This window comes from Alcaligenes sp. PF14 (assembly GCF_037150615.1).
Taxonomy (GTDB): Bacteria; Pseudomonadota; Gammaproteobacteria; order Burkholderiales; family Burkholderiaceae_B; genus Alcaligenes; species Alcaligenes phenolicus.
Genome location: NZ_JBAGRS010000004.1, coordinates 273,660 through 292,128 on the forward strand (window position 1 = coordinate 273,660; position 18,469 = coordinate 292,128).

The following is an 18,469-nucleotide window of genomic DNA, read 5'->3' on the forward strand; positions in this document are numbered from 1 at the left end:
TTGTAAATCCAGTCTGCAAAAGCTGGGCTTAATGCAGTTCCACCGCAGCGGCAGGAGCAGCCTGTACACGAGGCAAACGCAGACGCAGCAGCAGAACCAGACTGAAGACGGCCAGCAATCCGGCCCAGAACATGACGCGGTGAAAGCCGTCTGCCCAGGCGTGCTGGATGGCTTGCATCCAGAACAAGGAATCTGCTGAGGCAGGCAGAGTCACCTGACCGGAGATGATAATTTGTTGTGCCTGTTCCAGCATGGGATTGACCGGATCAAGACGACTGGCCAAGGAGCTGACGGCACCTTGGCTCATCAAGGAAGCCAGCAGGGCAACGCCCAAGGTCATTCCGGTTTGGCGGATGGCATTGGTGGTGGCTGATGCCATGCCGGAACGCTCACGCGGCACCAGATTCATGACCAAGGTACTGCACGCCGGTACCGACAAGCCCATGCCAATGCCCAGTACGGCCAATGCGAAACCGGCCATCCAGTAGGAAGCTCCAGGTTGCAGCACCATCATCAACCAGGAACCGGTAGCCATCAGGCCAAAGCCCGTAGTCAGGATCAACTTCAATCCAAAGCGCTGGCTCAAGGCTCCAAAACGGGAGGCCAGCACGGCCATGCCAATGAACTGGGGAGCCAGCCCCCAGCCGGTTTGGGTGGCACTCCAGCCCAGGGCGTTCTGGAAGAACAGGGACAGGAAAAACACATTGCTATAGGCGGCAAAGCCCAGCACAAAGGAGGCGATATTGGCGGTGCTGAAGCGGTAGTCCCGAAACAGGCTTAAAGGCAGCAAAGGGCGGGCGACGCGGGTTTGGGCATAGATAAATGCCACGAAGGTGAACGCTGCCACGACCAGAGAGCGAATCGTCTCGGTGGCGTGCCAGCCTTGCTCACCCGCGCAGATCAGGCCATAGGTCAGGGAGCCAAGCCAGATAACGCTAAGCAACTGGCCGACAGGGTCGAAAGCTGCGTGTTCGGGATTGGCCGACTCCTGAATACCCCACATGCCCAAGCCCAGGGTCAGCAGGCCCAGTGGCAGATTCAGGCTGAAGATCGAAGGCCAGTCGGCTACATCGACCAGCACACCGCCCAGAATCGGGCCCAGTACCAAAGCCAGGGCGCTGAAGGAAGACCAGCCGCCAATGACACGGGCACGCTGGGCCGGGTCTGGAAAGGCGTGGGTCAGGATCGACAGGGCTCCAGGAATAAGTAAAGCCCCGGCCATGCCTTGCACGACACGACCCCAGAGCAGGGCGCTTAGTGAACCGGCCAAGGCGCACATCATGGAGCCGACGGTGAAGGCCAGCACGCCCAGCAACCAGCTCTTCTTGCGTCCGTAGCGATCCCCCAGTAGCCCGGCAGACAACATGAAGGCGGATAGGCACAGCGCATAGGAATCCACGATCCACTGCAGTCCGGCCATATCGGTTTGCAAGGCTTGTTGCATGCGTGGCAAGGCAAGATTCACGATGCTGATGTCCAGGGTGACCATGAAAGTCCCCAGGTAAATGGCGATGGTTAGAGCAAGTCGGCGAGTCATGATATTTGATAAATGAGAATTATTATCGACTACTATAAATTATTGACTGACTGTCAGTCAATGAAAAATAAACAGGCTGGCTAAAATAGCGCCGTGACACCCGACGAGGCACTTTGTCGGGGTTTTTCTGATACTTTGACATTCATGACCGCTGCCAAAACACCTCGTACCCAACCCTCTGAAGTTCGTCGCCGAGACTTATTGGAGGCGGCTGCCACTTTGTTTCTGCAACAAGGGTTTGAAGCCACGCCGGTGGATGAAATTGTGTCGCGGGCGGGCATGTCCAAGGGCTTGTTCTATCACTACTTCAGCTCCAAGCAGGAGATTCTGGCTGCCCTGCGCGAGCAGTTCATCCAGCAGTTTCATGATCGTGTGCAGGGGGCGCTGGAGCAGGCGCCAGCAGAGGATTGGGTGCAGCGTCTGGCCTGTTGGATTCGAGCTTCGGTACAGGCGTACAGAGACACCCTGGAGATGCATGATCTGGTGTTTTCAGACCATATGCGCAGCAATTACCAGGGCGAACGCAATACGGTAACCGAGCCCTTGCACCGGATCCTGAGCGAAGGGCAGAAAGCGGGTGCCTGGTCTGTGGCCGACGTGGATTTGACCGCCTGGGTGATCTACCAGGGCATGCACGGCGCGGTCGACAATATGGGGTTGGAAACTGCAGAGCAGTGGGCCGTCATGGAGAACAATCTGGTGACTCTTTTTGTGTCTATGCTCGGGGCGACGCCGCCTCACCAAAATATGTAGGCTGTTCCAGTCGCACTGGATTGCTGCACTCAGCATACGCAGAACTGGCCTTGTTCTGATTTCTAAACAAGGCCAGTTGCTGGATGAGCAAAGGCTTAGCGGAACTGGAAGTGTTCCTTGTGCAAGGTCCAGGATTTTGCAGGCAGTGTTTGCTTGAGCTCACGTCGCAACTGTCGGCCCATTGCAGCCGGTCCACAGAACCAGATATGCAAAGGCTTGTCGGCCTGGTAATGCTGCAGCACCTCTTTGGGCGTCCAGCGACGGCCATCGGCATAAATTTCCAGGTTCACGTCCGGGTGCTCTTTGGCAGCCTTGCTCAAGGCCTGAGCCAATGGGTCAGTGCTGTGCTGACAGGCATATTGCAGATAGGCGTAGGGAGCGTGACCGTCCTGATGTTCCTGGCTTAACCAGGATAGAAATGGCGTGGCCCCGACACCCGCACCCACCCAGATATAAATGCCCTTGTCATCGCGGTCCGGCTGAGTGAAGCGTCCATAAGGGCCGTCCAGCTCAATGTTCTGGCCCACATGCAAACGCTCGGGCAGGCTGCGGGTCCAGTCGCCCAGCTGCTTGATATGAAAGCGCACAATTTGGTTGTCCTGATCCGCATCGGACAAGGTAAAGGGGTGGGACTCGGATTCACCCTTCAAACGCAAAAAGGCAAACTGCCCAGCCTGGTGACCTGGCCAGGATTGGTCCATGCGGCATTGCACCTCCAGCACATCACCTTGTGACGTACAGGAGATCACGGTGCCCGTGTGTGGGTAGGCCGAACTCAAGTTGCGTAGCAACTGGATGCCAGCTGCTGCTGTCCCGATCATCATGGTGATGGCCAGTGCCCAGCCGCCTATACCGCTCCAGTAAGCAGGGGGCGTCAGTACCACGCCATGAAAGATCAGGATCAAATAGGCCACTGGCATCAGGCGATGCAGGCTGTACCACTTTTTATAGGAAATCGTGCGGTGCGCCAGGGTGATGATCAGCATCAGAATCAGCGCGTAAAACGTCCATTCACCCAGTGATTTTGCATAGGGCTTGAACAGGCTGACCCATTCAGGAACCGGGGTTTTGGCCAGACGGCCGCCCGTGCCGATCGCTGCCGAGATCAGACCTTTGGATTCCTTGCTGAGCCAATGGGCCAGACTGAGCAAAATGGCGATGATACCCAGCCATTTATGCAGCCTGTAGGCTTTGTCCATGCCGCCTAACCAGGGTTCCAGACGGCGGGGACGCAGGGCCAGAATCATGATGGCCGTCATGGTGCCCAGTGCCAGAATCCCGGTTAACAGCATGCCTTCTTGTCGGACCACCCACAGCATATCGCCCGGTGGCGAGGGGGCCAGCCACAGGGCTTCAACAGCCCAGATCAGAAAGAAAGTGGAGAGCAGCAGTAAGAGAGGGCGACGCATGGTCTTTTCCGGATTGTTTGAAAGAGCCGGGTGCTGCGTAGTCGCGATGTGATGAACGTACCGACGCAGCGCACCGGGAACACCTTATTGATGTTAGTACGCTGCCAGGCCGTTTGCAGAGCCAATATTCAAGAGAGTTTTGAGAAAACTCAAGGCACTCCTAAATATTTGTTATTTAAAGCATTTGTTAATGATTCTGGTTGCTGTTTACTCTATTTCAGCTGGTTGCAGAGTAGTTCTTTTGATTGCTTTTCAAACCCGTCAAGCCGGGCAGACAAGCGATGCCAGATCCAGCAAAGCCGCGTCCTGGTGAGGCTGTCCGATCAGTTGCAAACCCAAGGGCAGTGGGCTGTTTTGACCGGGCGCGGGCAGGCTCAAGGTAGGCCAGCCCAACAAGGACCAAGGACGATTCAGTATCGAAGAGCCCGTGCTATCCAGTCCATAGGGAGCCGGGCCGGGAGCCGCTGGAGTCAGCAATGCGTCGAAATGGCCATAACGCTCCTGCCATTCTGTTTGCAATTGGCGACGGCGCGCCTGCCAGGCGTGGTAATCCGCTGCAGGCAATTCCAGGCCTTGTTTGATGGCTTGCACGGTAATGGGGCGCAAGGCATCCGGGCTGGCTTGCCAGACGGGCAGCAGGCTGCGGGCCATTTCATAAGCCATGATCTGGCCTTGCAGGATCAGCAGCTCTTTCAGTTGTGGGTCCGCAGGCAGACGCTCCAGGTGGGCGCCTTGTTGCTCCAGATGCTCACAGCCTTGTTCCAACGCGGCCAGTGCTGCGGGTGTGATCGGGCCCAGATCTTTGCCATCCAGCACGCCAATGCTCGGCGCTGTGGGGACTCGACTATCAGGCAAGCCTTGCAGGACAGTGGCCACGCGGCGCAGCACGGACAAGTCCCGGCTGAAGTAGCCGATTGTGTCCAGGCTGTCGCACAACAGGAAAAGACCGCTGCGATGCACCGCGCCAAAGCTGGGTTTGAAACCCAGAATGCCGGTAAACGCAGCGGGGCGCATCATGGAGCCTCCCGTTTGGGTGCCCAATGCAAAATCAACCATGCCAGCTGCTACGGCCGCTGCCGAACCACTGGAAGAACCGCCGGGCGTGTGCTCCAGGTTCAGTGGATTACGGGTGGGGCCGGGGGCTGCGTAGGCAAATTCGGCGGTGACGGTTTTGCCCAGGGCAATGGCACCAGCCTGACGCAGCAGGGCGACACAGGCGGCGTCCCGCTCGGCCGGTAGCGCATTGGGGAAATGCGCGCCGTAGCACGTGGGCATGCCTTGAACATCCAGCACATCTTTCACACCAAAGCTCAAGCCCGCCAAGGGGCCAGTGGGATTGGTGCTGATACAGGTGGCGGGATCAGCCAGCCAGGACCAGGCCTGGATAGCCTGGTCCTGCGTAGCGAGAGGGGAAGGGTTTGCAGTCATAAGCGAGAACTGGAACTACTGAATCGAGATGTTCTGTGCCTTGATCAGCGCGGTCCAGCGTTTGGTTTCTTCTTTCACAAAAGCGGTAAATTCTTCAGGTGTGCCACCTACAACTTCCGCGCCTTGGGATTCCACAATCTGACGGTAGTCGGGGTCTTTCAGGGCGTCGTTGACAGCCTTGTTCAGTTTTTCCAGTACATCAGCAGGCAAGCCGGCGGGGGCAATCACGCCAAACCAGTTCGAGGCCACCAGATCCACGCCTTGTTCTTTGAAGGTGGGGGTGTCAGGCATGGCTTTCAGACGCTCTTCCGAGGTCACACCCAGTACGCGCAGGCGTGGGTTGTCGATTTGCATGTGGGGCAGGAACAGGCTGGCCAATTCCAGATAGAAGGAGATATTGCCGGCCAGCAGGTCGTTCGATGCAGGAGCGCCACCACGGTAAGGCACGTGTACGGCGTCAAAGCCGGAGGTGGCCTTGAACTGTTCCGTCAGCAAGTGCGAGGCACCGCCAGCGCCAGTCGAGGCGTAGTCGAGTTTTTCGGGGTTCTTCTTGCCGTCGGCGACCAGATCAGCCAGAGACTGGTAGGGCGAGTTGCTGTTTACACCCAGTGCCATGGCACCGCGTTCGATCAGGGCGATGGGCTGCAAATCCTGTTCAGGATCAAAAGGCAGGTTACTGCCGTACAGCGCCTTGTTCACTGACATGGGGCCAAAGTTGCCCAGGCCGATGGTGTAGCCGTTGGGCTTGGCGCGCGCAATCATGCTGGTGCCGATATTGCCGCTGGCACCGGGCTTGTTTTCCACCACGATTGTCACGCCCAGGCTGTCGCTCATTTTTTGAGCCAGCATGCGCGAGCGGGTATCCGAGCTGCCACCTGCAGCGTAGGGCACCACAAACGTAATGGGCTGCGAAGGGTAAGCCGCGTCGGCCATGGCCGAACCGGAACCCAACAAAGTCAGTGTGAGCAGGCCACTCAGTAAAGGGGCGCGATGCTTGAATACCGTCATGTCTATCTCCTGCGTTGGGCCAATATTCGCAGTGACGTGCAGTATGGCCCTGTTTTTGATAAGTGTCAGGACGGATGGTAGTAAGAGCTGATTATGTTGTCTAATATTAAAAATAATCGTTATTGATCTGTTTTTTAACCTAATTGGCGGGCATATGCTGGACTCCAAATTAAGCGAGATGTTCTTGGTGGTGGCTGAAGAGCTGCATTTTGGTCGAGCCGCCCAGCGTTTGTTCATGACCCAGCCGCCCTTGAGTCAGGCCATACGCAGGCTGGAAGAGCAGGTAGGGGCGACCTTGTTTATCCGCACCACACGCACGGTGCAATTGACGGCGGCGGGAGCGGAGTTGCAGCGCCGCCTGCGCTTGATCGGCAACGAACTGGAGCAGACCTTGCAAGCGGTACAGCAAGTGCACAGAGGCGAGACTGGCATGTTGCGCATAGCCCTGACCCCCAGCAGCGCCTATGCGGGGGTATCCAAGCATTTGTATCGCTTTCGACAGGACTTCCCGCAGGTGGATATTCAGATCTACGAGATGAACTCCAGCGATATGCCTGCGGCTCTTTATGAGCGCCGGGTGGATGTGGCCTTGATTCGGCCTTCCTTTGCCGTGCCCGATTTGAACCCGCAGCTGGTGGAGGCCGAACCCATGATGTTTGTCGTCAGGCGGGATGATCCACGTGCTCAGGAGCATAGTCAGGGGCTGACCTTGCACCAGGCTTTCTCTTACGAAATGGTGGCGTATTCGCGGCAGCAGTCGCGTTACTTTCATCTCTTGCAGCAGCGCATGTTGCAGCGCTCAGGCTGCCTGCCGCGCTTTGCACAGGAAAGCATGGTGCCCACGGTGCTGGTCATGGTTGAAGCGGGCATTGCTCCAGCTATTGTTCCCGCTTCCCTGGCGCGCTTGCGCACCGATACCTTGGAGTATCTGCCCTTGCTGGATGCAAACGATATTGCGGCCGAGCTGATGAGTGCTTATGTCTCGGACAATACCAACCCGGCCTTGGTGAATTTTCTGGCGGTGCTGGATCAGAATCGCTCAAGTTGATTGTCGGGCAGCCAACCATTCCCGCATGGATTGACCCGTGCGCTGCCGAAACAGGCGGGACAGGGCAGAGGGGTTGGCGTAGCCCAGATCCAGAGCAATACGTTTGGCAGATTGGCCTTGTGCCAGCCGCTGGCAGGCCAGCGACAGGCGCCATTGGGCCAGATAGTCTGCCGGTGTGTCGCCCACCCAGTGCTTGAATTGCACGGCAAAGGCGCTGCGCGACATCTTGGCTTCCTGTGCCAGTGTTTGCACGGTCCAGTCCCGACCGGGATCGGCCTGAATAGCCAGCAGTGCGCGCGCGATGGGTGGGTGTGACAAACCTCGGAACAGGCCTACGGGAATCTCGCAACGATCAGGATGGTCAAACAGCCAGCGTAGTAATTGCAGCAACACGATCTCGAACAGACGGTCTGCCAGCAGGCGATGGCCGCAGCGCACGGACTCCGTTTCTGCAAAGAGCAGGCCCAGTGCCTGTTCAAGGCCGGCCGCTTCTTCCAGCGGCACAATAATCAGATCGGGCAGGGAGCGGGCCAAGGGATGATGCTCACCCCCATCAAAATCCAGGGTGGCACAGGTGAAATCCGAGCCTTCATTGGGCAGATCGTAAAAAGCGTGCTCCAGCGGACGGGGGTAGAACAGCAGGCTGGGGCGGTCAATGGTCAGGACTTCCGGCACGGGATCGCGCGGATCGTGGCGCACGCTTAACTGGCCACGCCGCAGAATGTGCAAGAAGGCCCGTCCGGGTTGGGCCGCAAAGCGGGTGACGCCACACAAAGAGCCGTTGTAGAACAAATGAGCCCGAACACGGAATTGTTCCAGCAAAAGGGAGAGGCGATCCAGGTTCATGAAAACATCCTTGTCTGGATGAAAAGGTAAGTTGTCGGGACTAATCTTATCCAATGATCTTGATCTTGGCGAGACACTATCCCTGCAAGCTTTTTCCGGCCACCCCGGCCCACTTCACCAGGAGATCATCATGTCGCGTCTTACATTGCCTGACCTTGCCCAAGCTCCCGCCGCCAGCCAGCCTGCTTTGCAGGAAATTCAAAAAGCCTTTGGTGGCAGCGTGCCTGCCATGTTCCGTATGGTGTCCAATTCGCCCGCCGCCTTGCGCAGCATGTGGGGCTCTTTCGGTGCCTTTGCCGGTGGCAAGCTGGGTGCGAAACTGGGCGAGCAATTGGCGGTTGCCATTGCCGACCGTAATCGTTGCGAATACTGCCTGGCTGCCCACAACGTGCTGGGTGCCAATGCTGGCCTAAGCCCGGAGACACTGGCTCAGGCCCAGCGTGGTCAGTCGGATGACCCGCGTACCGCCGCCGCTTTGACATTTGTGCTCAAGCTGGTGGATCAGCGTGGGCAAGTTTCGGCTGCCGATGTGCAAGCCGTGCGCGATGCCGGTTTTTCCGAAGGTGAGGTGGTGGAACTGGTCGGTGTGACTGCCTTGAACCTGTTCACCAACTACATCAACAATGCGCTGGAGGTTCCGGTGGATTTCAAGGCCGTTGAGCTGACTGCCTAAGCATCGATATGGAAGCCCGCTTGCTGATATGCATGCGGGTTTTCTTGCGTCTGTTGTCTGTGTCTTATTTGGCTGACAAGGGACCGGAATTGATAGCTGTCAGCGGCTGGTTCACATCAAAAAAGCGCGCATCAATGCCGGTGATGCCAAAGCTGTTGAGCCGCTTGCTGTGCATGTCCAGATAAGCCTGCGCGCTGGCTTGATCGGTGAATAGATACACGCCACCTGCTTTGGACTGTTCTTTATTCTCGGTCCAGATTTTCCAGATCAAGCCAGGTTCCAGGCAGATGGATTGCGCCAGTTCTTGCATGGCTTCGCTCATCTCTGAACCCCAAGGGCCGGGGTAAGGAAAATCAACATACAGCAGGGTGCTCATGATCGGCTCCATATCAAAATACGTGTCGAACATCATACCTTGATGTTTGAATTGTCCAGTACTGTCTCTTATTTGTCATGGGACGTTGAAAGGCCCGTGATTGGCTGGCCTCCCCCTTGAAGGGGGCGTATAGTTTTTCTTTTGCTATTTGCTGGTGGAAGCCCTCATGTCCTGGACCGCTTTGTTGTTGGTGGTGTGTGCTGCGTTCATTCATGCGGGTTGGAACTTGCTCTCTAAACGGGCGGCGATGGCAGGGGCGCATTTTGTATTCGCCTATTCCTTTTTTGCCATTCTGTTTTATTTCCCCATCACGCTGTGGGTGGTCTTTACGCAAGGCAATATGCCCTGGACCAGCGAGACCATTACCTGTTTGGTGCTTAGTGCCTTGCTGCACATGTGCTATAGCCTGAGTTTGCAAAAAGGCTATCAGGTTGCAGACCTGTCCGTGGTGTATCCCATTGCCCGTGGTACGGGCCCCATGCTCTCTTCCATTGGTGCTTTTATCCTGTTGGGCGAACCTGTGCGTCCTTTGGGAGTGCTCGGCATCTTGCTGGTTGTGATGGGGATTTTGCTGATCGCCACGCAAGGTCGACTGCGCCGTTTTTTCAGCCCTGCAGCGCTGACGGGTGTGCGTTGGGGCATGCAGACCGGGATTCTGATTGCGGCCTATACCGTGGTCGATGCCTATGGCGTCAAGGTGCTGCTGATCTCGCCATTCCTGCTGGACTGGTTCAGCAATGTGTTGCGCCTGGGGATGCTGGCCCCTTTTATCGCCAAGCGGGGCCGGGCAGGCTTCGTCAAGTTCAAACCTTATTGGAAACTGGCGGCTGCAGTGGGTTTGTTATCGCCCATGTCCTACATCCTGGTCTTGCAGGCATTAAGCATGGGCGCACCCTTGTCCATGGTGGCGCCCGCCCGTGAAATGTCCATGATGGCCGGCACCATATTGGGTATGGTCGTCCTGCGCGAAAAGGCCAATGTCTGGAGTTTGCTCGGTTGCGCCATCATGATCAGCGGAGTCATTGCCCTGACATCCGGGCCGGCGGCCTGATCCGTCTCTTGAAATATGGTGGGTCGTCCCTATCTGTCTGCAATAGGGCGCGCTTTGGCGTGCGGCAATCAACCCATTTTTTTGCTTTTTCACCATGAGCCAGACTGACACTGCGAATACGTCCGAAACCTTGGGTTTTCAGGCTGAAGTCAAACAATTACTGCATTTGATGATTCACTCCTTGTACAGCAACAAGGAGATTTTCCTGCGTGAGCTGGTATCCAATGCGTCGGATGCCTGTGACAAACTGCGCTTTGAAGCTATCGACAATCCGGCTTTGCTGGAAGGCGACCCAGAAATGCGTATCCGCGTGGAGTTCGACAAGGACCAGCGCACGATCACCATTTCCGACAACGGCATTGGCATGTCGCGTGATGAAGCCATTGCCAACCTGGGCACCATTGCTCGCTCGGGCACCAAAGAGTTCTTCTCCCAACTGACGGGCGACAAGCAAAAAGACACCCAACTGATTGGTCAGTTTGGCGTGGGCTTTTACTCCTCCTTTATCGTGGCCAATAAAGTGTCCGTGCTGACACGTCGTGCCGGTGGCGATCAGGAAGCCGTGCTGTGGGAGTCCGCCGGTGAAGGCGAGTTCACCATTGCCGCCGCTGAAAAAGCCGAGCGCGGAACCACCATCACCTTGCACCTGCGTGAAGGCGAGGACGATTTCCTGGACGGCTGGCGCCTGCGCAACGTGCTGCGTCGCTACTCCGATCACATCTCCTTGCCCGTGCAAATGCGCAAGGAAGAGTGGGACGAAGAAAAGCAGCAACAAGTAAAGCAGGACGAGTGGGAAAGCGTGAACCAGGCCAGCGCCTTGTGGACACGCTCCAAGTCGGAAATCACCGACGAGCAGTACCAGGAGTTCTACAAGCACATCGCTCACGATTACGAGAACCCTCTGGCCTGGACACACAACCGGGTCGAAGGTCGTAGCGAATACACCCAGCTCCTGTTCGTCCCCAAGCAGGCCCCGTTTGACTTGTGGGACCGCGATGCTCGCCGTGGCGTGAAGCTGTACGTGAAACGCGTATTCATCATGGACGACGCCGAGCAGCTGCTGCCTGCTTACCTGCGCTTTGTGCGCGGCGTCATCGATTCGGCTGATTTGCCACTGAACGTTTCGCGTGAAATCCTGCAAGAAAGCCGTGATGTGCGTGCCATCCGTGAGGGTAGTGCCAAGCGCATCCTGTCCTTGCTGGAAGATCTGGCCGAGAACCAACCCGAGCAATATGCCGAGTTCTGGAACCAGTTCGGCCAGGTCCTGAAAGAAGGCACTGGCGAAGACATGGGCAATCAGGCCCGTATCGCTGCCTTGCTGCGCTTTGCCTCCACGAATCAGGAAGGTTCGGCCCAGACCGTGTCCCTGAACGACTACATCGGTCGCATGAAAGAAGGTCAGGACAAGATTTACTACGTCACGGCTGACACTTTTGCCGCTGCATCTAACAGCCCGCATCTGGAAGTATTCCGCAAGAAAGGCATCGAAGTGCTGTTGATGTCCGACCGTGTGGACGAGTGGATGTTGTCTTACTTGCGCGAATTTGAAGGCAAGCAACTGGTATCCGTGGCCAAGGGTGGCCTGGACCTGGATTCGCTGGCGGACGAGGAAGAAAAGAAACATCAGGCCGAAGTGGCTGAGACCTTCAAACCTCTGGTCGAGCGCCTGCAAACCACACTGGGCGAGAGGGTCAAGGAAGTGCGCATTACTGCCCGCCTGGTCGATTCCCCCGCTTGCGTGGTGGTCGATGCCAACGAGCTGAGCCCGCACCTGCTGCGTATGCTGCAAGCCGCTGGCCAGGAAGCTCCCGAGGTCAAGCCGATTCTGGAAATCAACCCGGAGCACGCCTTGATCGCCAAAGTCCAGGCCGCTGACGACGAGGCTTTTGGTGAGTGGGCACAGTTGCTGCTGGAACAAGCCATGCTGGCCGAGGGTGCCGCATTGCAGGATCCCGCCAGTTTTGTGAAGCGTGTGAACCGTTTGCTGTTGAATCTGTAAACCTGAATCTTACTGGCTCTGCCTCTGGGTGGAGTCAGCAATCGTTTAGCCTCATAGCCTTGATCTTCATTTGTAAGATCAAGGCTTTTTTGCGTTCATTGGCAGAGGACTAAGGGGAGAAGCAGGAAGATAAGGGGCTAAACAAAAGTTTGTGGCTAAGCGATTTTTTATTTTTTGTCCATCTTAATGAGAATTGATCGTAATACGATGTATGGACGCCACAATGTAAGGACAAAAACGCGGTTTTTGAGTCAAATTTCAGGAAATCGCAGGATATGGATGGACTTCATAATAAGAATGATTAATATTACCGCTTCCTTTAAAAGCGCTTATCTGGCAGCGAAACATCGCTAATAGCGAGCGATCGGACTTGATTCGATGGCACTGCCCAAAAAAGAGCGATAACTACCACATGGAGCTGGTGATGTTGTTTGTTTCCACCCTGCCGCCTCGTCGGTTCGCCGAGACGGTTTTGTCCGCAGCATTGTTTGCTGCTCTGACAACTCCTGCAATTGCTCAAACCGCCAATCCAGGCGTGACCGAGCTGCAATCCATCAAAGTTCAAGGCACGACGGATGCTAATGGCATTGATGGTTTTCAAGCGCATAAAGCGCAATCGGTGAAGTTTTCCGAGACATTGCTTAACACCCCGCGTTCCATCACCGTGATCCCGGAGGAGGTGATCAGGGACCGTGGCGCAACGTCGCTGCAAGATGTGTTGCGTACGACTCCTGGCATTACCCTGGGATCGGGCGAAGGAGGCACGCCTATGGGTGACCGTCCCTTTATCCGGGGTTACGAAGCCAGTACCGATATTTTCATCGACGGTGTGCGCGACTATTCCCGTGGCTCGCACGAGACCTTCAACCTGGAATCGGTTGAAGTCTTGAAAGGTCCCAGCTCGGCTTATACCGGCCGTGGCGGTACCGGCGGCAGCCTGAACCTGGTGACCAAGTCTCCCAAGCTGAAAGACTTCTTCCAGGTGGAAGCGGGCTATGGCACGTCTGATCAATATCGTCTGACTGCTGACGGTAACTACGCTTTCTCGGATACCGGCGCCATCCGTCTGAATCTGATGCGTATGGGCGGCGAAGTGGCAGGGCGCGATGGTGTAAAGATTGATCGCTGGGGCATTGCTCCTTCCATCGCCTTTGGTTTGGGTACGCCAACGCGTGTGACCTTGTCTTACTCGCGTCTTGAGAACAAGGACATGCCGGACTTGGGCTTTCCTTTCAAGAATGCTGCCAATCCGGATCGCGTCACCCCACTGGAAGCGGACCGCGATAACTTTTACGGTCGCCGCAATGTGGACTTTCGCAAGTACATTGCCGATACCGCTTCGGCCAGCGTCGAACATGATCTGAATGATCGTTTCACGGTGCGTAACGTCACGCGTTACAGCAAGACTCTGAATCACTATCTGATGACGCGTCCGTCTTTTGATAACTGCGCCGCAGGTGCAGGCGGGGCTTGCGCGACGGAAGGTGCTGGCTTGCAGTTCCGTCGTGACGACCGTACGAACTACCGTGTTGCTGAGTCTCTGTTGAACCAGACAGATGTCTACGGCAGCTTTAATACTGGTTCGATCAAGCATGACATCGTTGCAGGTGTGGAAATCAGTAAGGAGGAAATCCACAACAAAGCGATGACGGGTGGCCCAGGCCGTGATACTGACTCGTTCTACGACCCGAACCCTAATCGACAGTACAACTATTCGCTGCAGTACGGTCCCAAGACCAAAACCGGCGATATCAAGACCCGTTCGGCCTACATCTTTGACACTGTGACCTTGAATGATCAGTGGATGATCAATGGTGGTCTACGCTTTGATCGCTTTGAAGCCGACAACACCAAAGAGTCTCGCAAAGACGATATGTGGAACTACCAGTTGGGCGTGGTCTACAAACCCGCACAAAATGGTTCCATTTATCTGAGCTACGGTACATCTTCAAATCCTACGGGTGAAAACCTGGGTCAGGCCGGTGGTGCAGATGGCCCGGCAGGCGGAGCAGCAATTCGTGACTTGAAGCCAGAGCGCAGCTACAGCTGGGAACTGGGGACCAAGTGGGATGTGGCTGACGAGAAGTTGTCTTTGACAGCGGCCGTTTTCCAGACCGACAAGAAAGATGCTCGCTCTACTGATCCGTTGACCGGTGACGTGTCCTTGAGTGGCAGCAATCGTGTGCGTGGTCTGGAGTTGGGCGCGGCTGGTGCAATTACCCCTAACTGGAATCTGTGGGCTGGCTACACCTACCTGGATCCCAAGATCAAGAAGTACCGCAACAAAGACAATGTCTTTGACGGCAACCAGATGAAGTTCATCTCCAAGCAGAGCTTCAATATCTGGACAACCTACAAAATCATGCCCGAGTTGACCTTGGGCGCAGGTGCCACATTTGTAGGCAAGCGCTTTGTGGATGACGCCAACCAATTGAAACTGCCTTCTTACTGGCGTTACGATGCGATGGCGCGCTACGACCTGAACAAGAACGTGTCCTTCCAGTTCAACGTCAACAACATCAGCAATGTGCGCATGTATGATGCCTCTCACGTTGGTATTTTTGCCAACGTCGGCCCAGGCCGCTCCTACATGTTCAATGCCTCTTACCGCTTCGAGTAAGCTGCAGCTTGTAGTGTAAAGTCGGATGGGCCGCCCTCTTGAGGCGGCCTGTCTGCTTCTTGTACGACTTTGTGCTTTTTTGTTCTTGCAGGTATCCCATGCTGATTACTATCCCGGACGTTCTCAACGCTGAGCAATTGCGAGACTGTCGCCAGGCCCTGGAGCAGGCGCAGTGGGAGGATGGGCGTGCGACGGCGGGTTATCTGGCCCAGCACAGCAAACGGAACCTGCAACTGCCTCTGGATGCGGCAGTGTCTCGCCAGATGGGCGAGTTTCTGATGCACGTACTGGGTCAGCACAGCGGCTTTATTGCCGCTGCTTTGCCCCTGCGTATGCTGCCGCCACGCTTTAATCGTTACGAGGGTGGCGGGGAGTACGGCAAGCACATTGATAACGCGATTTTTACGGTTCCTGGCACGGCTCAGCGCTTGCGTACGGATGTGTCCACGACCTTGTTTTTCAGCGATCCTGATGAATACGAAGGTGGAGAGCTGATCATCGAGGATGTGTACGGCACGCAGTCCATCAAGCTGCCTGCAGGACATATGGTGGTGTATCCCGGAACGAGTCTGCATCGCGTCCAGCCTGTCACTAAAGGAACGCGCTATGCCTCGTTTTTCTGGACGCAAAGCATGGTGCGCCATGCGCATCAACGCAAGTTGCTATGGGAGCTGGATCAGAGCATTCAACAACTGGCCAAGCAGAATGCGGATGCCCAGGAGCTATCACGCCTGACGGGGATTTATCATAATTTGCTGCGTGAATGGAGCGATGTCTGATCGCCTGGAGCTTGATTGACCATGTCCCAAGAACGACTGCCCCCGCTCAGTAGCATTCCAGCTCAGATTGCCTGTCTGACGGATTACGAACCGTATGCCCGTCAGCGTATGCGTGCGCAGGATTGGGCTTACTTCAGTGCAGGGGCGGCGGATGAGCTGACGCTGCAAGACAACCTGGCCAGCTTCGGGCGCTGGGGCTTATGGCCTGCTGCTTTAAGCACGTTTGATCAGCCTTCCACCTGTTTGACGCTGCAAGGGCAGTCCATGGACTACCCGATTCTTCTGGCTCCCGTGGCTTATCAGCGATTGGCTCACCCTGATGGTGAATTGGCCAGTGTGTTGGGCGCGGGTGCGATGGGAGCGACCAGTGTAATTAGCATGCAGTCCAGTCATTCCTTTGAAGAGATTGCCGCACAGGCGCATGCCCCCTTGTGGGCGCAGTGGTATTGGCAAAGGGATCGCGCATTTACTCTGAATTTGCTGGGGCGGCTTGAAGCGGCAGGGTATACCGCGCTGATGCTGACAGTGGATGCTGCGGTCAATGGTGTGCGTAATCAGGAACAGCGTGCGGGCTTTGCCTTGCCCGCAGGTGTGGATGCCGTGAATTTGCGGGGTGCCCCAACGCAGCAGGCGGTTTTAGGCGCAGCAGGCACCAGTCCTTTGTTTGGCAGTGGTTTGCTAGATACGGCCCCGACTTGGGATGATCTGGCCTGGCTGGTGCAGAACTGTCCTTTGCCTGTTTGGGTGAAGGGAATCATGCGACCCTGTGATGCTCAGCGAGCCCTGGAGATGGGGGTTGCCGGGATTGTTGTGTCCAATCACGGTGGGCGAACCTTGGATGGTGCCCCCGCTTCTGTGGATGTCTTGGCTCAGGTTTGTCAGGTCGTGCAGGGCAGGGTGCCGGTCCTGATGGATGGCGGTATTCGTCGCGGAACAGATGTGCTCAAGGCATTGGCGCTGGGAGCAACAGCCGTGATGATTGGCCGTCCCTATATTTATGGTCTGGCCGCTGCAGGAGCGGCCGGTGTTGCTCATGTCCTGCATATTTTGCGGGCGGAGCTGGAAGTGGCGATGGCGCTGACCGGCTGCAATACCTTGGCCGATATTGGCCCTGAACTACTTTATCGGTCTTGATCTGGCACTTGTCTTTGCTTTGGTCCCAACTCTTGTTCCGGCAATGTTTCTTTGGGCCAGCCATGTTCCCGCTTCACCCGTTCCCAATCAAAGAAAGGGCCCGGATCTGTCTTGCGCCCCGGAGCGATGTGCTCATGGCCACGTACGGCGCGCAAGTTATGGCGCATACGTAAGGCGCGGCTCAGGCGGGATAGCTCCCGGTACTGCGCTTCTGTGAATGGCTCGAAATCGCTGCCTTCCAGCTCAATGCCAATGGAGAAATCATTGCAGCGCTCGCGGTCTTCAAAGCGCGACACACCCGCATGCCAGGCGCGGCGGGTAGTGGGAACAAACTGGATGATGTGGCCAGTGCGCTGGATCAGAAAGTGGGCCGAAACTTTCAGGTCCCGGATGTTCTCGAACCAGGGGTGGGCGCTGATATCCAGCTTGTTTTGAAAAAAATCCCGAATGTAGGGGCCGCCGAACTCTTGCGGTGGCAGGCTGATATTGTGCAGCACCAGCAAGGTCGGGGTGTCGCCCTCGGGGCGGTCATCCTGATTGGGTGACAGGGCGCGCAAGACATTGGCATGAGGTTTCAGCCAGCCCTGTCGGTCCAGGTCGTAAGCGTGGTGCATGCGGGCCATGGCGTTAACTGCGTGGGCCGCGCTTGGCGTGTTCCAGGCTGCACCAGGTGTGATGATTGCTCATCAAGGCTTCGGAGCGTGGCAGATAAATCCCACAGTGTGCACAACGGACCATTTCTTCAGCAGCGCCTTGCTTGCGCGGGGGACGCATGGTGGGATTGGGTGGATTGCGCTTGCGGGCCTTGTTTTGCGACACGATGCGGGCAATGATCATGGCCGCCAGGATGGCGACAACCCAAAATAAGACTTTACCCAATTTTCCCTCGTTGCAAGATGACGTCTAGTACAAAGTGGCTGCCTGTATAGGCCAGCAGCAGGAAGGCAAAACCGGCTAAGGTCCAGCGCAAGGCAACGCGACCACGCCATCCATACTGTTTTCGACCCCATAATAAGCCACCAAATGTAACCCAGGATAGCAAGGTAAAGACAGTTTTGTGGTCGGCGGGCAAAAATTTACCGTCTATCGCCATGGAGACGGCGGCACCGCTCAGAATCGTGAAGGTCAGAATTACGAAAGAGACACGGATCAGGCGAAACAGCAGCTCCTCTTGCACCAGCAGGGGCGGCATGGTGTCCAGAACCCGGCTGAACAAACCACGTTGCTCCTGATGAAGAATAGGGCGGTGCAACTGACGGTCCAGAGCCGTCATCAAGACGGCGTGCAAAGCCGCCACGGTGCTAAGCCCATAGGCGACCAGCGCAATCATCAAGTGAATCCGTAGCCATTCATTGCCGACATGGTTGACGATATGGCCTTCGGGAAAGGCCATGGCCAGCAGGCTGACGATTGTGGCTGCAGGCAGTAGAATGAGCAGCAGGCTGTCCAGACGCAGATACAGGCTTTGGAACCAGAACACCACCATGCCCAGCCAGATTGCCGCTGACAGGGCCAGTGCCCAGCTCAGATGCAGCCCCTGGGGCAGCACAATAGTCAGTAGCAGGCCCGCTCCGTGCACAATGATGGCGCAGAGCAAGGCCACCCGGCTGGGGGCGTTCAGTACGGTTCGGGTGCTGCCGCGAGTCAACGGACGCCAGAGCGAGATCGACAGCACGATGTACGCCAGTGCGGCGAGCAAGTGAAATACAATACTTGCAGACATAAGTCCCGGATTTCCTGAAAAACGGTACGGGGCGTACCTCAAGTGGCCATTTTATTCTTATTCGTAGACCACACGATAACCTAGT

At 56.3% G+C, this 18,469-nt stretch carries 17 protein-coding genes; 8 read left to right on the forward strand and 9 right to left on the reverse strand.

Going from position 1 to position 18,469, the window contains the following annotated elements; all coding sequences use genetic code 11:
* Positions 1-28: 28 nt before the first annotated feature.
* Positions 29-1,537, reverse strand: coding sequence for a DHA2 family efflux MFS transporter permease subunit (locus WFM49_RS10705; RefSeq protein ID WP_336973158.1), 1,509 nt, complete (start codon positions 1,535-1,537; stop codon positions 29-31).
* 144 nt (positions 1,538-1,681) lie between these two features.
* On the opposite strand from WFM49_RS10705, the gene WFM49_RS10710 reads away from it, so the two are divergent.
* On the forward strand, positions 1,682-2,290 hold the full coding sequence (locus WFM49_RS10710; RefSeq protein WP_009463214.1) for a TetR/AcrR family transcriptional regulator: 609 nt from the start codon (positions 1,682-1,684) through the stop codon (positions 2,288-2,290).
* Between the two features lie 95 nt (positions 2,291-2,385).
* Here the strand turns inward: WFM49_RS10710 and WFM49_RS10715 are convergent, their stop codons facing one another.
* From WFM49_RS10715 to WFM49_RS10725, 3 genes are all read right to left on the reverse strand, one after another.
* Complete coding sequence (locus WFM49_RS10715; protein WP_009463216.1) at positions 2,386-3,699, reverse strand: ferredoxin reductase family protein; 1,314 nt, start codon at positions 3,697-3,699, stop codon at positions 2,386-2,388.
* 261 nt (positions 3,700-3,960) lie between these two features.
* Positions 3,961-5,127 carry an amidase gene (locus WFM49_RS10720; protein WP_336973163.1) on the reverse strand — a complete coding sequence of 389 codons (1,167 nt, stop codon included), beginning with the start codon at positions 5,125-5,127 and terminating at the stop codon, positions 3,961-3,963.
* A gap of 15 nt (positions 5,128-5,142) precedes the next feature.
* Positions 5,143-6,135, reverse strand: a complete 993-nt coding sequence (locus tag WFM49_RS10725; RefSeq protein ID WP_009463220.1) for a Bug family tripartite tricarboxylate transporter substrate binding protein — start codon at positions 6,133-6,135, stop codon at positions 5,143-5,145.
* 154 nt (positions 6,136-6,289) lie between these two features.
* On the opposite strand from WFM49_RS10725, the gene WFM49_RS10730 reads away from it, so the two are divergent.
* Entirely contained in the window at positions 6,290-7,183 is an 894-nt protein-coding gene (locus tag WFM49_RS10730) for a LysR substrate-binding domain-containing protein (protein WP_336973166.1), read from the forward strand.
* Here WFM49_RS10730 and WFM49_RS10735 read toward each other — a convergent pair.
* Positions 7,175-8,029: an AraC family transcriptional regulator gene (locus tag WFM49_RS10735; RefSeq protein WP_336973168.1), complete on the reverse strand. Its 855-nt coding sequence runs from the start codon at positions 8,027-8,029 to the stop codon at positions 7,175-7,177. The genes WFM49_RS10730 and WFM49_RS10735 overlap by 9 nt on opposite strands.
* A 130-nt stretch (positions 8,030-8,159) precedes the next feature.
* Here WFM49_RS10735 and WFM49_RS10740 point away from each other — a divergent pair, with 130 nt between their 5' ends.
* A complete protein-coding gene (locus tag WFM49_RS10740) occupies positions 8,160-8,702 on the forward strand; it encodes a carboxymuconolactone decarboxylase family protein (protein WP_060186240.1) in 543 nt (180 codons plus the stop codon).
* A gap of 64 nt (positions 8,703-8,766) precedes the next feature.
* On the opposite strand, the gene WFM49_RS10745 is transcribed toward WFM49_RS10740, so the two are convergent.
* The gene (locus WFM49_RS10745) at positions 8,767-9,078 is read right to left on the reverse strand and encodes a monooxygenase (protein WP_336973172.1); all 312 of its coding nucleotides are present in this window, start codon (positions 9,076-9,078) and stop codon (positions 8,767-8,769) included.
* 166 nt (positions 9,079-9,244) lie between these two features.
* Here WFM49_RS10745 and WFM49_RS10750 point away from each other — a divergent pair, with 166 nt between their 5' ends.
* The 5 genes from WFM49_RS10750 (at position 9,245) to WFM49_RS10770 (ending at position 16,661) form a co-directional block, all read left to right on the forward strand.
* Entirely contained in the window at positions 9,245-10,129 is an 885-nt protein-coding gene (locus WFM49_RS10750) for an EamA family transporter (RefSeq protein WP_060186242.1), read from the forward strand.
* Positions 10,130-10,223: 94 nt separating this feature from the next.
* Complete coding sequence (gene htpG, locus WFM49_RS10755) at positions 10,224-12,128, forward strand: molecular chaperone HtpG (RefSeq protein WP_336973175.1); 1,905 nt, start codon at positions 10,224-10,226, stop codon at positions 12,126-12,128.
* Positions 12,129-12,552: 424 nt separating this feature from the next.
* Positions 12,553-14,748, forward strand: coding sequence for a TonB-dependent receptor (locus WFM49_RS10760; protein WP_336973177.1), 2,196 nt, complete (start codon positions 12,553-12,555; stop codon positions 14,746-14,748).
* Positions 14,749-14,846: 98 nt separating this feature from the next.
* Entirely contained in the window at positions 14,847-15,527 is a 681-nt protein-coding gene (locus tag WFM49_RS10765; RefSeq protein WP_250756687.1) for a Fe2+-dependent dioxygenase, read from the forward strand.
* 21 nt (positions 15,528-15,548) lie between these two features.
* Positions 15,549-16,661: an alpha-hydroxy acid oxidase gene (locus tag WFM49_RS10770; RefSeq protein WP_336973179.1), complete on the forward strand. Its 1,113-nt coding sequence runs from the start codon at positions 15,549-15,551 to the stop codon at positions 16,659-16,661.
* On the opposite strand, the gene ampD is transcribed toward WFM49_RS10770, so the two are convergent.
* From ampD to WFM49_RS10785, 3 genes are read right to left on the reverse strand one after another with little or no spacing between them, the layout of a single operon-like run.
* Positions 16,649-17,284, reverse strand: a complete 636-nt coding sequence (gene ampD / locus WFM49_RS10775) for a 1,6-anhydro-N-acetylmuramyl-L-alanine amidase AmpD (RefSeq protein WP_250756689.1) — start codon at positions 17,282-17,284, stop codon at positions 16,649-16,651. The genes WFM49_RS10770 and ampD overlap by 13 nt on opposite strands.
* 4 nt (positions 17,285-17,288) lie before the next feature.
* The gene (locus tag WFM49_RS10780; protein ID WP_009463238.1) at positions 17,289-17,540 is read right to left on the reverse strand and encodes a PP0621 family protein; all 252 of its coding nucleotides are present in this window, start codon (positions 17,538-17,540) and stop codon (positions 17,289-17,291) included.
* Positions 17,533-18,384, reverse strand: coding sequence for a cytochrome C assembly family protein (locus tag WFM49_RS10785; RefSeq protein WP_009463240.1), 852 nt, complete (start codon positions 18,382-18,384; stop codon positions 17,533-17,535). The genes WFM49_RS10780 and WFM49_RS10785 overlap by 8 nt, the downstream gene beginning before the upstream one ends.
* Positions 18,385-18,469 lie beyond the last annotated feature (85 nt).

Excerpts from the sequence above, each read along its gene's own strand:
- WFM49_RS10705 (WP_336973158.1), bottom strand. The coding sequence starts at position 1,537 with ATGACTCGCCGACTTGCTCTAACCATCGCCATTTACCTGGGGACTTTC.
- WFM49_RS10710 (WP_009463214.1), top strand. The coding sequence starts at position 1,682 with ATGACCGCTGCCAAAACACCTCGTACCCAACCCTCTGAAGTTCGTCGC.
- WFM49_RS10715 (WP_009463216.1), bottom strand. The coding sequence starts at position 3,699 with ATGCGTCGCCCTCTCTTACTGCTGCTCTCCACTTTCTTTCTGATCTGG.
- WFM49_RS10720 (WP_336973163.1), bottom strand. The coding sequence starts at position 5,127 with ATGACTGCAAACCCTTCCCCTCTCGCTACGCAGGACCAGGCTATCCAG.
- WFM49_RS10725 (WP_009463220.1), bottom strand. The coding sequence starts at position 6,135 with ATGACGGTATTCAAGCATCGCGCCCCTTTACTGAGTGGCCTGCTCACA.
- WFM49_RS10730 (WP_336973166.1), top strand. The coding sequence starts at position 6,290 with ATGCTGGACTCCAAATTAAGCGAGATGTTCTTGGTGGTGGCTGAAGAG.
- WFM49_RS10735 (WP_336973168.1), bottom strand. The coding sequence starts at position 8,029 with ATGAACCTGGATCGCCTCTCCCTTTTGCTGGAACAATTCCGTGTTCGG.
- WFM49_RS10740 (WP_060186240.1), top strand. The coding sequence starts at position 8,160 with ATGTCGCGTCTTACATTGCCTGACCTTGCCCAAGCTCCCGCCGCCAGC.
- WFM49_RS10745 (WP_336973172.1), bottom strand. The coding sequence starts at position 9,078 with ATGAGCACCCTGCTGTATGTTGATTTTCCTTACCCCGGCCCTTGGGGT.
- WFM49_RS10750 (WP_060186242.1), top strand. The coding sequence starts at position 9,245 with ATGTCCTGGACCGCTTTGTTGTTGGTGGTGTGTGCTGCGTTCATTCAT.
- htpG (WP_336973175.1), top strand. The coding sequence starts at position 10,224 with ATGAGCCAGACTGACACTGCGAATACGTCCGAAACCTTGGGTTTTCAG.
- WFM49_RS10760 (WP_336973177.1), top strand. The coding sequence starts at position 12,553 with ATGTTGTTTGTTTCCACCCTGCCGCCTCGTCGGTTCGCCGAGACGGTT.
- WFM49_RS10765 (WP_250756687.1), top strand. The coding sequence starts at position 14,847 with ATGCTGATTACTATCCCGGACGTTCTCAACGCTGAGCAATTGCGAGAC.
- WFM49_RS10770 (WP_336973179.1), top strand. The coding sequence starts at position 15,549 with ATGTCCCAAGAACGACTGCCCCCGCTCAGTAGCATTCCAGCTCAGATT.
- ampD (WP_250756689.1), bottom strand. The coding sequence starts at position 17,284 with ATGGCCCGCATGCACCACGCTTACGACCTGGACCGACAGGGCTGGCTG.
- WFM49_RS10785 (WP_009463240.1), bottom strand. The coding sequence starts at position 18,384 with ATGTCTGCAAGTATTGTATTTCACTTGCTCGCCGCACTGGCGTACATC.